The following is a 14,740-nucleotide window of genomic DNA, read 5'->3' on the forward strand; positions in this document are numbered from 1 at the left end:
GATTTTAGCGAGACTCGATACGCAAAAGGGCCTAATGGCCCTTTTGGATCTTAATACTTAGATCTTAAGATTTTAGTGTGAGCTGAACAATTTGGTGTTTAGCGTTTTTCTAATAACACGCCAGACTCCATGTGATCGGTATATGGAAACTGATCAAATAGCGCAAAGCGAGTAATTTTGTGGGTGCTATCCAACACCTTGAGGTTATCTAGCAGAGTATTTGGGTTACATGAAATATAGATGATCCGTTGATAACCTTGCACCATGGCTAAAGTATTGTCATCGAGACCGGCACGTGGCGGGTCAACAAATATGGTGTTGCAGTTATAGCTGTCTAAATCTATCCCTTCTAGACGCCTATAGCTGCGTTTCTTGGCTAATGCGTCGGTAAAGTCTTCGGCGGACATGCGAATGATCTGCACATTCTCGATATTATTGGCTTCAATATTATATTGGGCCGAGTCGACCGAAGGTTTAGCTAATTCCGTAGCGAGCACGCGGTTGAAGTTCTGTGCCAACGCAATAGAGAAGTTGCCATTACCACAATAGAGCTCTAACAGATCGCCACTGCTCTCTTTGGTGCTATCTATGGCCCATTCCAGCATCTTGATAGACACTTGTCCGTTAGGTTGAGTAAAGCTATTTTCCACCTGCTTATAAATCAAAGTCTGTCCATTAACGGGCAATGACTCAATCACATAATCACGATCTAGCATCAACTTTTGTTTGCGCGCACGGCCAATTATATTGACGTTAAATTGCTTACCCAGACGTTGCTTGAGGGACTGTGCTTCATCTTGCCATTGTTGGTCAAGTTGTTTGTGGTACAGCAATGAGACTAAGATCTCACCGCTTAGGGTAGACAAAAAGTCGACCTGAAATAGCTTATGGCGTAATACTGGGTTAGGACGAAGCTCAGCCATTAAAGCCGGCATCATCTCATTGATCAGCGCACTTGCGGGTAAGAACTGCTCACAACGTATTTTTTGATTAAGCGCCTTATCAAACATATAGTAGTAAAGGTCCTCACCTTCGTGCCACACACGAAATTCGGCACGCATACGATAATGTTCAGGTGTCGACGCGAATACTTGCAATGATGGGGTGTCAAAGTCAGCAAAAAGTTGCGCTAATTTTTCACGTTTAGCATCGAGTTGCTTATCGTATTGGTTAGGATCCATTGCTTCTAAATTCATTTTTAAACACCGTTACTATCATTGGGGCGCAAATAGTATACTACCCTGCCATGATGTCCAATATCTGGCTTTTGATTTATCCCTGGCTATGGGAAAATATCATGCTTATCACATTTAGAGTTTACCCACGGGGAATTGAGTTTGTCGGCAAATATTTTAGTATTCGATTCAGGTGTGGGTGGGCTTTCCATACTCTCTGAAGTTAAGCAAACGCTGCCCAATGAAAACTATTACTACTTATTTGATAACGCCAGATTGCCTTATGGTGAGCTAGAAGAACAGGTATTGATTAGCGGCGCCGTGCAGCTTATTACTCAAGCGGTAGATAGAGTCACAGCCGATATTGTTGTCGTGGCTTGTAACACTGCAAGTACCTTGATATTGCCAGCACTGCGCGCTCAACTGGTTATTCCGGTTGTTGGGGTGGTACCTGCGATTAAACCCGCGGCTGCCATGAGTAAGAACAAACGTATCGGATTACTGGCTACTCCAGGAACAGTTAACCGCGCTTATACACGCACGTTGATCCAAAAGTTTGCCGCTGATTGCGAAGTGACATGTTTCGGATCATCAGAGCTAGTACTCTTAGCCGAAGCTAAGATGGCGCAAGAGCCTATCGATCATGCGCTGCTCACCCAAGTATTATCACCTATAAAGCAATCAGGCATAGATACATTAGTCTTAGGGTGCACGCACTTTCCTATCTTAAAAGTGGAGTTACAACATTACCTTGGTGAAGGGGTTCGGTTATTAGATTCTGCCAAGGCGATAGCTGCTAGAGTTAAAACCTTGCGCAATGGTGATACTACAGAAGGAGAAAGAGGAGAAAGCCACGCATACTTTACGACGCAAGAGATATCTAAAGGGTTAAAAACAACACTAGTGGAATATGGCTTTTCATCTATTAGACAATTAATCCCATAGAATCTGGCATAAGACCACTAATGTTATTTGTTCATACTATTCTATAAGTATGCCTTTACATGTATAGGTAAAAGAGGAGTACTCTAGTTAGTTTCCTGAGTAGATTCTGACTTTTCAGCGTCTTGTGACTTTGCTTCACGCACTTTAAGTGTACGCTCCTGAAAATCAAACTCGTTTAACTTAACCATGGCCTTCTTAGCGCCCGCTTCAGACATCTCGATAAATCCAAAACCTTTACGGCGACCCGTCTTACGATCGCGAACTAGACGTACAGAGTTTACTGGGCCGTACTTACCAAATAACACCTTTACTTCGCCTTCATGGACACGGTATGGCAAGTTGCCAACATAAAGTGTCATCGTTGGGCCTTTATACTGTTCATCAGTATCGGTATCAGACTTAGGTGATTGAAGGGTAAAAATAACGCTTGCGATAATAGCACCAGTAAAAAACGCGATTGCAGAATATAGGTCTGGCGCGAACTGAGATATTGCCAATGCGCCAACAATGGCGACGATCAAAACAATAAGAAATGGCTTTTGCATATATATGTTCTCTGAAGAATTGATAATTAACTGTTAACAGCTCGTATATGGTAATGAATTATTGGCAATTACACTAGTATATTGACGAAAAAACGAACTTAATTAACGATTAATATAACTGAGTCGTTAGTCCCATCGGTGTAAAACCACACAAAGTGATACAAAAAACGCCATAACGGCGAAAAGATCATCGAGCGATCGCCGATCGTTTAAAAAGCCCTTGCGCCCCCAAGATAACTCCCTATAATGCGCAACCACTGACACGGCGAAGCTCGCAGAGAGAAGTCGTAAAGCACTAAGTAACTTGGTTAAACACCTAGCTTACAGGGTGGTCAGGCACTGAAAAGTGCCGCATCAAAAAGTTTTAAAAACTGCTTGACGCGAACCAAGGATTGCGTAGAATACGCAGCCCTAGCCACTTGGAACTACCAAGATGTGCTAACGCTCTTTAACAATTTATCAAGTAATCTGTGTGGACACTCACAGGTGTTGAGTTAATCGAAATTGCCTAACCTTCGGGTTGGCAATCAAAGAATTAAATCAACCAATTCTTTCACTTTCTCTCACGAGAGGTGATGAGTGTTCATAGCAATATGTACAAAGAATTAATCGCAAGATTAGTTCGAACAGAATTCGTTGAGCCGTTTGACGTAAGTCAAACAACAAAACTTTAATTGAAGAGTTTGATCATGGCTCAGATTGAACGCTGGCGGCAGGCCTAACACATGCAAGTCGAGCGGTAACAGGAAGAAAGCTTGCTTTCTTTGCTGACGAGCGGCGGACGGGTGAGTAATGCCTAGGGAACTGCCCAGTCGAGGGGGATAACAGTTGGAAACGACTGCTAATACCGCATACGCCCTACGGGGGAAAAGAGGGGACCTTCGGGCCTTCTGCGATTGGATGTACCTAGGTGGGATTAGCTAGTTGGTGAGGTAATGGCTCACCAAGGCGACGATCCCTAGCTGTTCTGAGAGGATGATCAGCCACACTGGGACTGAGACACGGCCCAGACTCCTACGGGAGGCAGCAGTGGGGAATATTGCACAATGGGCGCAAGCCTGATGCAGCCATGCCGCGTGTGTGAAGAAGGCCTTCGGGTTGTAAAGCACTTTCAGCGAGGAGGAAAGCTTAAGCGTTAATAGCGTTTAGGTGTGACGTTACTCGCAGAAGAAGGACCGGCTAACTTCGTGCCAGCAGCCGCGGTAATACGAGGGGTCCAAGCGTTAATCGGAATTACTGGGCGTAAAGCGTACGCAGGCGGTTTGTTAAGCGAGATGTGAAAGCCCCGGGCTCAACCTGGGAATTGCATTTCGAACTGGCAAACTAGAGTCTTGTAGAGGGGGGTAGAATTTCAGGTGTAGCGGTGAAATGCGTAGAGATCTGAAGGAATACCGGTGGCGAAGGCGGCCCCCTGGACAAAGACTGACGCTCAGGTACGAAAGCGTGGGGAGCAAACAGGATTAGATACCCTGGTAGTCCACGCCGTAAACGATGTCTACTCGGAATTTGGTGCCTTGAGCACTGGGTTCCCAAGCTAACGCATTAAGTAGACCGCCTGGGGAGTACGGCCGCAAGGTTAAAACTCAAATGAATTGACGGGGGCCCGCACAAGCGGTGGAGCATGTGGTTTAATTCGATGCAACGCGAAGAACCTTACCTACTCTTGACATCCAGAGAATTCGCTAGAGATAGCTTAGTGCCTTCGGGAACTCTGAGACAGGTGCTGCATGGCTGTCGTCAGCTCGTGTTGTGAAATGTTGGGTTAAGTCCCGCAACGAGCGCAACCCTTATCCTTATTTGCCAGCACGTAATGGTGGGAACTTTAGGGAGACTGCCGGTGATAAACCGGAGGAAGGTGGGGACGACGTCAAGTCATCATGGCCCTTACGAGTAGGGCTACACACGTGCTACAATGGCAAGTACAGAGGGTTGCAAAGCCGCGAGGTGGAGCTAATCTCACAAAGCTTGTCGTAGTCCGGATTGGAGTCTGCAACTCGACTCCATGAAGTCGGAATCGCTAGTAATCGTGGATCAGAATGCCACGGTGAATACGTTCCCGGGCCTTGTACACACCGCCCGTCACACCATGGGAGTGGGCTGCACCAGAAGTAGATAGCTTAACCTTCGGGAGGGCGTTTACCACGGTGTGGTTCATGACTGGGGTGAAGTCGTAACAAGGTAGCCCTAGGGGAACCTGGGGCTGGATCACCTCCTTACCTATACGACTAACTTAATGTTTGTTGAGTGTTCACACAGATTACTTGATAGAAAGAAAGAGCAAAAATATACGTGTCTATTTAGACGACGTTAATTTGTTTCAAGTCAAGGCGCTTGAGGAGAGAAAGAGGGAATGTAGTTCGCTACATGACTGATTGAACGACGAAAGCAACGCTGAATTGAAGCAAAGAAACAAGTATAAATGGGTCTGTAGCTCAGCTGGTTAGAGCGCACCCCTGATAAGGGTGAGGTCGGTGGTTCAAGTCCACTCTGACCCACCAAAATCTTCGTGTTACTGCGTTATGTAGTTCGTCGTTTAGCAGGCTAAACGTCCTCTCTACATGCCTTGTATCACTTGATTTGGTAATGACTTAGCAATAAGTAACGTATGTTTTTGTTTGACTGCATGTAAATGGGGCTATAGCTCAGCTGGGAGAGCGCCTGCCTTGCACGCAGGAGGTCTGCGGTTCGATCCCGCATAGCTCCACCATTTACTTGCACATGGATAGAGATGCCAAAGATAAATGCAAAATTTATCTTTGGCTTTTTTAAGCCCGCTCTTTAAAAATTTGGAAAGCTGATAGTGTTAATGTGAAAGGGATAATGGCGTACTTGTACGTGGTTATTTGTAGCATTGACGCGAAAATTAAAATTGAGTTCTCAAACACTTAAATCAAGTGCCGAATTATTGTAATGATGATTCATGAGTATTCTTTTGGCGAAAGTAAACACCATTAGTTGCGATACACCCATCAGGCTTACCCGCTTGATAGGATGTGTTTTGTAAACATTAGTTTGTGAAACTCATTTGGGTTGTATGGTTAAGTGACTAAGCGTATACGGTGGATGCCTTGGCAGTCAGAGGCGATGAAGGACGTAGTAACTTGCGAAAAGCGTTGGCGAGCTAGTAACAAGCATTTGAGCTAACGATGTCCGAATGGGGAAACCCACATGCATAAGCATGTATCACAACATGAATACATAGTGTTGTGAGGCGAACCCGGGGAACTGAAACATCTAAGTACCCGGAGGAAAAGAAATCAACCGAGATTCCCCTAGTAGCGGCGAGCGAACGGGGATTAGCCCTTAAGCGTAGAGGGTGTTAGTGGAATGTGTTGGAAAGCACAGCGGCACAGGGTGATAGCCCCGTACATGAAAACTAACTTTACGTGAAAACGAGTAGGACGGGACACGTGACATCTTGTCTGAACATGGGGGGACCATCCTCCAAGGCTAAATACTCCTGACTGACCGATAGTGAACCAGTACCGTGAGGGAAAGGCGAAAAGAACCCCTGTGAGGGGAGTGAAATAGAACCTGAAACCGTATACGTACAAGCAGTGGGAGCGGTTCTTGAGACCGTGACTGCGTACCTTTTGTATAATGGGTCAGCGACTTACATTTTGTAGCGAGGTTAAGCGAATAGCGGAGCCGTAGGGAAACCGAGTGTTAACTGCGCGTTTAGTTGCAAGGTGTAGACCCGAAACCCGGTGATCTAGCCATGGGCAGGTTGAAGGTTGAGTAACATCAACTGGAGGACCGAACACACGTATGTTGAAAAATGCGGTGATGACTTGTGGCTGGGGGTGAAAGGCCAATCAAACCGGGAGATATCTGGTTCTCCTCGAAAGCTATTTAGGTAGCGCCTCGAGCGAATACCATTGGGGGTAGAGCACTGTTAAGGCTAGGGGGTCATCCCGACTTACCAACCCTTTGCAAACTCCGAATACCAATGAGTACTACTCGGGAGACACACGGCGGGTGCTAACGTCCGTCGTGAAAAGGGAAACAACCCAGACCATCAGCTAAGGTCCCAAAGTTATTGCTAAGTGGGAAACGATGTGGGAAGGCTTAGACAGCTAGGATGTTGGCTTAGAAGCAGCCATCATTTAAAGAAAGCGTAATAGCTCACTAGTCGAGTCGGCCTGCGCGGAAGATTTAACGGGGCTAAGCAATACACCGAAGCTATGGGTACTAGCGCTTGCGCTAGTGCGGTAGAGGAGCGTTCTGTAAGCCGTTGAAGGTGAAGGGGTAACCCACGCTGGAGGTATCAGAAGTGCGAATGCTGACATGAGTAACGATAATGGGGGTGAAAAACCCCCACGCCGAAAGACCAAGGGTTCCTGTCCAATGTTAATCAGGGCAGGGTGAGTCGACCCCTAAGGCGAGGCCGAAAGGCGTAGTCGATGGGAAACAGGTTAATATTCCTGTACTTCTGCTAACTGCGATGGAGAGACGGAGAAGGCTAGGCTAGCGCGGCGTTGGTTGTCCGCGTTTAAGGCTGTAGGTGGTGCACTTAGGCAAATCCGGGTGCACATACACTGAGAGTTGACGACGAGGTTCTACGGAACTGAAGTAGTTGATGCCATGCTTCCAGGAAAATCTTCTAAGCTTCAGGTTAGCAGGAATCGTACCCCAAACCGACACAGGTGGTTGGGTAGAGAATACCAAGGCGCTTGAGAGAACTCGGCTGAAGGAACTAGGCAAAATGGTACCGTAACTTCGGGAGAAGGTACGCTCCTGTTGGTGATGAGACTTGCTCTCTAAGCTGACGGGAGTCGCAGATACCAGGTGGCTGCAACTGTTTATCAAAAACACAGCACTGTGCAAACTCGCAAGAGGAAGTATACGGTGTGACGCCTGCCCGGTGCCGGAAGGTTAATTGATTGGGTTATCTTCGGAGAAGCTCATGATCGAAGCCCCGGTAAACGGCGGCCGTAACTATAACGGTCCTAAGGTAGCGAAATTCCTTGTCGGGTAAGTTCCGACCTGCACGAATGGCGTAATGATGGCCACGCTGTCTCCAGCCGAGACTCAGTGAAGTTGAAATTGCGGTGAAGATGCCGTATACCCGCGGCTAGACGGAAAGACCCCGTGAACCTTTACTATAGCTTGGCACTGAACATTGACCCTACATGTGTAGGATAGGTGGGAGACTTTGAAGCAGGAACGCCAGTTCTTGTGGAGTCAACCTTGAAATACCACCCTTGTAGTGTTGATGTTCTAACTCTGGCCCCTGAATCGGGGTTGAGGACAGTGCCTGGTGGGTAGTTTGACTGGGGCGGTCTCCTCCCAAAGAGTAACGGAGGAGCACGAAGGTTGGCTAAGTACGGTCGGACATCGTACGGTTAGTGCAATGGCATAAGCCAGCTTAACTGCGAGACATACACGTCGAGCAGGTGCGAAAGCAGGTCATAGTGATCCGGTGGTTCTGAATGGAAGGGCCATCGCTCAACGGATAAAAGGTACTCCGGGGATAACAGGCTGATACCGCCCAAGAGTTCATATCGACGGCGGTGTTTGGCACCTCGATGTCGGCTCATCACATCCTGGGGCTGAAGTCGGTCCCAAGGGTATGGCTGTTCGCCATTTAAAGTGGTACGCGAGCTGGGTTCAGAACGTCGTGAGACAGTTCGGTCCCTATCTGCCGTGGGCGTTGGATGATTGAAGGGAGCTGCTCCTAGTACGAGAGGACCGGAGTGGACGAACCGCTGGTGTTCGGGTTGTCATGCCAATGGCATTGCCCGGTAGCTACGTTCGGAATCGATAACCGCTGAAAGCATCTAAGCGGGAAGCGAGCCCTAAGATGAGTCATCCCTAGGACTTTAAGTCCTCTAAAGGGCCGTAGGAGACTACTACGTTGATAGGCAAGGTGTGTAAGCGTTGTGAGGCGTTGAGCTAACTTGTACTAATGACCCGTGAGGCTTAACCATACAACCCAAAAGGGTTTCTAACTAAGTGAATACTTAGCGAAAGAATACAGACACTTGATTTAGTGTACTCAAATTTAAAACAGCTTTCTAAATTTCCAAATTTGTCTGGAAACCATAGCATTGTGGTACCACCTGATCCCATCCCGAACTCAGAAGTGAAACGCAATCGCGCCGATGGTAGTGTGGGGTCTCCCCATGTGAGAGTAGGTCATTTCCAGACGCCTAATACGATAAAGCCCGTTGCTAATGCAACGGGCTTTTTTCGTTTTAGCTGGGAGATAACCATTCGAACATGGGGAAATAAAAAGTCCGAACGTAGTGAGGCTCAAACCCATGTAGAGTAGGGTGAAGCGTCTGCGCTTATCAAGCGCAGCTTGATGCTGGAGCTGAACGCGGAGAGCTAGCTCGAAGCTGACCATGACAGACGCCTAATACTTCTCGAAAGAGAGTCGATAAATCCCCAGCACTTTGTGTTGGGGCTTTTTTCGTTTTAGCCTAGAGATAACCACTCGAACATGGGGAAGTAAATAGTCCGAACGTAGTGAGGCTCAAACCCATGTAGAGTAGGGTGAAGCGTCTGCGCTTATCAAGTGCAGCTTGATGCTGAAGCTGAACGCGGAGAGCTCTAATTATGCATGGGACTATTTTAGGGGAGGGTTACATAGATCATTACAGACCCATTTTTGATTCCACTTTAAAAAAGTGAAGACAAAAAAGAGTTCTCGAAAGCTCGAAAGGAAAGATAGTCTATAAAGCCCGTTGCTAACGCAGCGGGCTTTTTTGTATTTGGGCTTACCTTGTCTGTTTTTAGTAACTATGCCCCTTGCTAATGCCATGAGCGTTAATGCTATTTACTGGATAACATCATCTGTATACGCTAAATGTATTACTACGGACTTGGTGAACTATCATGATTCAATTGAACATATTACGAGTGATAGCACTCTATATGTATTTATATTGGCCAAATGAGATTTGATGCTTTTATGACATTATTTGGAAGATAATCTGTCTTGAGATCTGATCGATAAAAGTTAGGCTAACGGTTACAATAGTGTTTTGTCATGTCAATCAGAATTATGGACTCCATTATTACTCATTCATTAGTCACGCATAATACCCTGGGTATAGATGTCAGTTGTGAGCACTTAATTAAGGCGACTGATGAGCTAAAACTCATCGATATTTGTCTTGAGGCTGCAAATACAAACAGGCCGTTATTGGCTATTGGTGGCGGTAGTAATATCGTGTTAACTGATAGTTTTAAGGGCACTGTGGTGCTTATTGCAACTAAGGGCATTAATGTTGTTGAAGATGAAGACTGTTTTCATTTGTCGGTGGCAGCAGGTGAGAATTGGCATGAATTAGTACAATTTTGTTTAACGCATAATATGCCAGGTTTAGAAAATTTAGCCTTAATCCCAGGTTCTGTAGGGGCTGCTCCTATCCAAAATATAGGCGCGTATGGTGCTGATTTTTCGCAGTTTTGTGAGTGGGTGGAATATTTAGATCTTGCCACTGGCAAGCGTGTTCGTCTCAATGCCGAGCAATGTCTATTTGATTATCGTGATTCGATTTTTAAATCGACATTAAAAAATAAAGCGGTGATTTTAAATGTGGGCCTTCGCTTAGAAAAAGAGTGGCGCCCAAATTTAAGTTATGGCCCATTACAACAATTATCTGCCACTACTCTGACACCAACAATGATTTTTGATTGTATCTGCGAGACTCGTAGCAGTAAGCTGCCTGATCCCGCGGTATTAGGTAATGTGGGTAGCTTTTTTAAAAACCCTATCGTTTCTAGTGAACTCTTTACTCAATTACAGCAAGAGTATCCTGCTATTGTTGGCTACCCGGTGAACGTTGATAACGTAAAGTTAGCAGCGGGTTGGCTTATCGAAAATGCGGGATTAAAAGGCCATGCTATTGGTGGGGCGGCCATACATTTAAAACAAGCCTTGGTTATCGTAAATGTCGGCAAAGCCACAGGGGCCGACGTCTGTACATTAGCGCGTGAGGTGATACAGCGGGTTAACCAAATATATTCGGTCAGTTTAGAGGTTGAGCCACGTATCATCGGTGCAGTAGGAGAAAGGGAATTAAATGATGCATGAACAATGGCTGCGTAAACGCGCAATTATTAAATCACTCGCAGGTGGAGAGTTTGTTTCTGGAGAAGCGCTAGCTCATGAGCTTGGGATCTCAAGGGCTGCCATCAGTAAGCATGTGGCAAGTCTAGAGGAGTTTGGGGTTGATATTTATAGTGTTAAAGGGAAAGGCTATAAGTTATCGACTCCATTGTCTCTTATCGATGAGCAACGTTTAAAGGCACAAATTAAAGGTCGTTGTTTTTACTTTAATGATATCAATAGCACTAATGCGTTTTTATTAAATCATGTCAATGAACTTAGTAGTGGTGATATTTGTGTTGCTGAGCATCAATCGGCCGGGCGAGGACGAAGAGGGCGCACTTGGGTTTCGCCCTATGGTTGCCATCTATATACTTCTTTTTTTTGGCAGTTTTCACAAGGTATGTCGCAAGCTATGGGCTTGAGCCTTGTAGTTGCCTGTTCATTAACCACAGTATTACGTGGGTTAGGCGTCGATGGGATAGGGGTTAAGTGGCCAAATGATATCTATCTTAATCATAAAAAATTAGCAGGTATTCTCATTGAGATGAGTGGCCAGGCTGACTACGAATGCAATTTGGTTATTGGAATAGGGATTAACCTTTCGATGTCGGCAGATCAGGCGGATAAGATTGATCAGCCTTGGAGTGATCTGTCTGAGTTAAGCCAACAACCTGACAAGACAGAGCTAATGATAGCCTTGCAGCAACAACTGGTGAGCGATCTTAGTTTGTTTGAATCGCAAGGACTTAAGGCGTTTAAACAACGTTGGCGAGAAGCCGATTTATTTGACGGTAAGGTGGTTAAGTTGCTGATGGGCGATAACAGTGTCGAAGGTATCTGTTGTGGCATCGATGAGCAGGGAGCCATTTTGCTTGATAACGGTAATGGTATAAAGGCGTATGTCGGCGGTGAAATATCGATGCGCCCACTTTGAGACGCAGTTAAGCGTACATTAGCCATGCACGCTTAACTGTCTATTTACGTAATAGCACCTGATTCATCATATGGTCAGTGCTTTTGCTTAAAATCAGATGTGCCCTATCGCGGGTCGGTAAGATATTTAAATTAAGATTGGGGCCATTGATACTGTCCCAAATATTGGCAGCGATACGAGTAGCTTCAGCATCGTTGAGATCTGAATAGTGATGGAAATATGAATTTACATCACTAAATGCTCCCTGTCTAAACTGTAAGAATCGCGATATATACCACTGTTTTAGCAGAGACTCCTCTGCATCCACGTAGATAGAAAAATCTACAAAATCAGATACAAAAGGCTGGGAAATCGCTACATGGCTGTCTTGACTGGTTTGTAATACATTTAACCCTTCGATAATAAGAATATCGGGTTGCTCAATAACCTGTTGAGTATCGGCAACTCTGTCATAGGTTATGTGAGAATAGATGGGGGCGTGGACTGTACTTTCGCCGGCTTTTATCTTCGATATAAATTCGACCAACATCTTCATATCGTAGCTTTCGGGGAAGCCTTTACGTTGTAGTAAACCACGACGTTTCAATTCTGCCAGTGGGTACAAAAATCCGTCAGTGGTGACCAGATCAACCTTTGGGTGTTCAGGCCACTGTCTTAACAAGGCTTGCATGATACGCGCTGTGGTACTTTTACCCACAGCAACACTGCCTGCGATACTAATAATGTAAGGGCGTTTAGGAGGCTCTCGGCCAATAAATTGGCTTAATACTAGGCCGCGTTGTTGTTTAGCACCGATGATAAGGTTTAATAGTCGACTAAGGGGTAAGTAAATATCGGTGACTTCATCGAGTGAGATAGATTCGTTAATACCGCGTAAGTCTTCGAGATCTGCTTCACTGAGGGTAAGTGGTACCGATTTTCGTAGTTCAGCCCATTGCTGGCGCTCGAAAGCAAGATAAAGCGCATTGTGAATTTGATTAGTGGCTAACATGGATAAATCTCCCCTTAGGCAACGCACAGTACACCATCGTCTTTATGTGAACAACTGCAAAAATGCTATTCCTACAGGAGGGAATAAGTAATCGCTCTCTTCTGCCTGAATAGTGCACAGCAAGTGATGCTTTTGGTGGAAAAAGCGCCGCTTAAGCGTTTTTTTTACAGATATTTCAAATTAGCTATTGCACTTGTGCTCATGATTCCCTAATATCCGCTACCGAAATGACACGCCGGCATAGCTCAGTTGGTAGAGCAACTGACTTGTAATCAGTAGGTCCCGAGTTCGACTCTTGGTGCCGGCACCATTTCTCTGGAGGGGTTCCCGAGTGGCCAAAGGGATCAGACTGTAAATCTGACGGCTCAGCCTTCGAAGGTTCGAATCCTTCTCCCTCCACCATTTTTTAGGTAGTTAGGTAACCTTAGTTAGGTTGCGCGGATGTCGTATAATGGTATTACTCCAGCCTTCCAAGCTGATAACGCGGGTTCGATTCCCGCCATCCGCTCCAATTTTCGCTGATTGTGCCCATATCTAAGAGCAATCCCATCTAAAAGGGTCAGTTCTCGATAACTGCCTTCAGCTCCTACTAAGCCCCCTAATTATCTTAATGAATCGATTCGATGACATAATATGCATCGGATTTTTTGTTGTATGTAGATTTCATCACCAAGTATCTCTAATTGGGGCAATACCATGGCTAAAGAAAAATTTGAACGTAGCAAACCTCACGTAAACGTGGGCACCATCGGTCACGTTGACCATGGTAAAACCACTCTTACTGCAGCAATATCTGCTGTATTGACTAAGACATACGGCGGTGAAGCTCGTAACTTTGCACAAATCGATAACGCTCCAGAAGAGCGTGAGCGCGGTATTACAATTAATACTTCTCACATCGAATATGACACTCCATCACGTCACTACGCACACGTAGACTGCCCAGGTCACGCGGATTATGTTAAAAACATGATCACTGGTGCTGCACAGATGGACGGCGCTATCCTAGTAGTTGCTTCTACAGATGGTCCAATGCCACAGACTCGTGAGCACATCCTGCTTTCACGTCAGGTTGGTGTACCTTTCATCATCGTATTCATGAACAAATGTGACATGGTTGATGACGAAGAGCTTCTAGAACTAGTAGAAATGGAAGTTCGTGAACTTCTATCTGAATATGACTTCCCAGGTGATGACCTACCAGTTATCCAAGGTTCTGCGCTTAAAGCCCTTGAAGGCGAGCCAGAGTGGGAAGCTAAGATCCTTGAGCTTGCAGAAGCGCTAGATACTTATATTCCAGAGCCAGAGCGTGCAATTGACGGTGCATTCATTCTTCCAATCGAAGACGTATTCTCAATCGCTGGCCGTGGTACTGTTGTAACTGGTCGTGTAGAGCGCGGTGTGATCAAAGTAGGTGAAGAAGTAGAAATCGTTGGTATTCGCGATACTACTAAGACCACTTGTACTGGTGTTGAAATGTTCCGTAAACTGCTTGACGAAGGTCGTGCAGGTGAGAACTGTGGTGTACTACTACGTGGTACTAAGCGTGATGAAGTTGAGCGTGGTCAAGTATTGGCTAAGCCTGGTTCAATCACTCCACACACTACATTCCAGTCAGAAATCTATGTTCTGTCAAAAGAAGAAGGCGGACGTCACACTCCATTCTTCAAAGGTTACCGTCCACAGTTCTACTTCCGTACAACAGACGTAACCGGTACTATCGAATTGCCAGAAGGCGTAGAGATGGTAATGCCTGGTGACAACGTACAGATGACAGTAACGCTGATCTGCCCAATCGCGATGGACGAAGGTTTACGCTTCGCTATCCGTGAAGGTGGCCGTACAGTTGGTGCTGGTGTTGTAGCTAAGATCATTGCTTAATAGCAAAGTGTCTTAACACAATACTGAAAAAGGCAGCCTAGGCTGCCTTTTTCATTTTTAGTCATTGATATTTGTTGGCAACAGGCCCTGAGCCGCCTTGCCAATTGCATTGAATAAGAATACAATCTATGGCCGATTTTTGACCCTCTGGGCTTACTTTTTGCTCTAGTAGTGGGTAAGCTCGGGCATACAGTGGAATGGTCAACA

7 protein-coding genes, 5 tRNA genes and 3 rRNA genes are annotated in these 14,740 nt (G+C 45.8%); 12 read left to right on the forward strand and 3 right to left on the reverse strand.

Annotated features, from left to right (window positions below):
• Positions 1 to 98 precede the first annotated feature (98 nt).
• Positions 99 to 1,196 (reverse strand): tRNA (uridine(54)-C5)-methyltransferase TrmA, encoded by a 1,098-nt coding sequence (gene trmA, locus AC0VXX_RS00550; protein ID WP_475515493.1) that lies wholly within the window; start codon positions 1,194 to 1,196, stop codon positions 99 to 101.
• A gap of 141 nt (positions 1,197 to 1,337) precedes the next feature.
• On the opposite strand from trmA, the gene murI reads away from it, so the two are divergent.
• On the forward strand, positions 1,338 to 2,120 hold the full coding sequence (murI, locus tag AC0VXX_RS00555) for a glutamate racemase (RefSeq protein WP_475515494.1): 783 nt from the start codon (positions 1,338 to 1,340) through the stop codon (positions 2,118 to 2,120).
• A gap of 83 nt (positions 2,121 to 2,203) precedes the next feature.
• On the opposite strand, the gene AC0VXX_RS00560 is transcribed toward murI, so the two are convergent.
• On the reverse strand, positions 2,204 to 2,665 hold the full coding sequence (locus AC0VXX_RS00560; protein ID WP_475515495.1) for an RNA recognition motif domain-containing protein: 462 nt from the start codon (positions 2,663 to 2,665) through the stop codon (positions 2,204 to 2,206).
• Between the two features lie 671 nt (positions 2,666 to 3,336).
• Here AC0VXX_RS00560 and AC0VXX_RS00565 point away from each other — a divergent pair.
• The 7 genes from AC0VXX_RS00565 (at position 3,337) to birA (ending at position 11,661) form a co-directional block, all read left to right on the forward strand.
• Positions 3,337 to 4,881, forward strand: a 16S ribosomal RNA gene (locus AC0VXX_RS00565).
• A gap of 205 nt (positions 4,882 to 5,086) precedes the next feature.
• Positions 5,087 to 5,163: transfer RNA gene (locus AC0VXX_RS00570), tRNA-Ile, on the forward strand.
• Positions 5,164 to 5,296: 133 nt separating this feature from the next.
• Positions 5,297 to 5,372: transfer RNA gene (locus AC0VXX_RS00575), tRNA-Ala, on the forward strand.
• Positions 5,373 to 5,701: 329 nt separating this feature from the next.
• A 23S ribosomal RNA gene (locus AC0VXX_RS00580) occupies positions 5,702 to 8,595 on the forward strand.
• Between the two features lie 104 nt (positions 8,596 to 8,699).
• A 5S ribosomal RNA gene (gene rrf / locus AC0VXX_RS00585) occupies positions 8,700 to 8,815 on the forward strand.
• The 16S, 23S and 5S rRNA genes sit together here with 2 tRNA genes alongside, the layout of an rRNA operon.
• Positions 8,816 to 9,659: 844 nt before the next feature.
• On the forward strand, positions 9,660 to 10,709 hold the full coding sequence (murB, locus tag AC0VXX_RS00590) for a UDP-N-acetylmuramate dehydrogenase (protein WP_475515496.1): 1,050 nt from the start codon (positions 9,660 to 9,662) through the stop codon (positions 10,707 to 10,709).
• On the forward strand, positions 10,702 to 11,661 hold the full coding sequence (gene birA, locus AC0VXX_RS00595; protein ID WP_475516896.1) for a bifunctional biotin--[acetyl-CoA-carboxylase] ligase/biotin operon repressor BirA: 960 nt from the start codon (positions 10,702 to 10,704) through the stop codon (positions 11,659 to 11,661). The genes murB and birA overlap by 8 nt, the downstream gene beginning before the upstream one ends.
• Before the next feature lie 40 nt (positions 11,662 to 11,701).
• On the opposite strand, the gene coaA is transcribed toward birA, so the two are convergent.
• Positions 11,702 to 12,652: a type I pantothenate kinase gene (gene coaA, locus AC0VXX_RS00600; protein WP_475515497.1), complete on the reverse strand. Its 951-nt coding sequence runs from the start codon at positions 12,650 to 12,652 to the stop codon at positions 11,702 to 11,704.
• 234 nt (positions 12,653 to 12,886) lie between these two features.
• Between coaA and AC0VXX_RS00605 the strand changes: the two genes are divergently transcribed.
• From AC0VXX_RS00605 to tuf, 4 genes are all read left to right on the forward strand, one after another.
• Positions 12,887 to 12,962 (forward strand) — tRNA-Thr (locus AC0VXX_RS00605).
• A gap of 7 nt (positions 12,963 to 12,969) precedes the next feature.
• Positions 12,970 to 13,054, forward strand: a tRNA-Tyr gene (locus tag AC0VXX_RS00610).
• 35 nt (positions 13,055 to 13,089) lie between these two features.
• Positions 13,090 to 13,163, forward strand: a tRNA-Gly gene (locus AC0VXX_RS00615).
• Positions 13,164 to 13,348: 185 nt separating this feature from the next.
• The gene (gene tuf / locus AC0VXX_RS00620; RefSeq protein WP_475515498.1) at positions 13,349 to 14,533 is read left to right on the forward strand and encodes an elongation factor Tu; all 1,185 of its coding nucleotides are present in this window, start codon (positions 13,349 to 13,351) and stop codon (positions 14,531 to 14,533) included.
• The last annotated feature ends 207 nt before the right edge of the window (positions 14,534 to 14,740 follow it).

The organism is Shewanella sp. QJM3NY_23 (assembly GCF_056173105.1).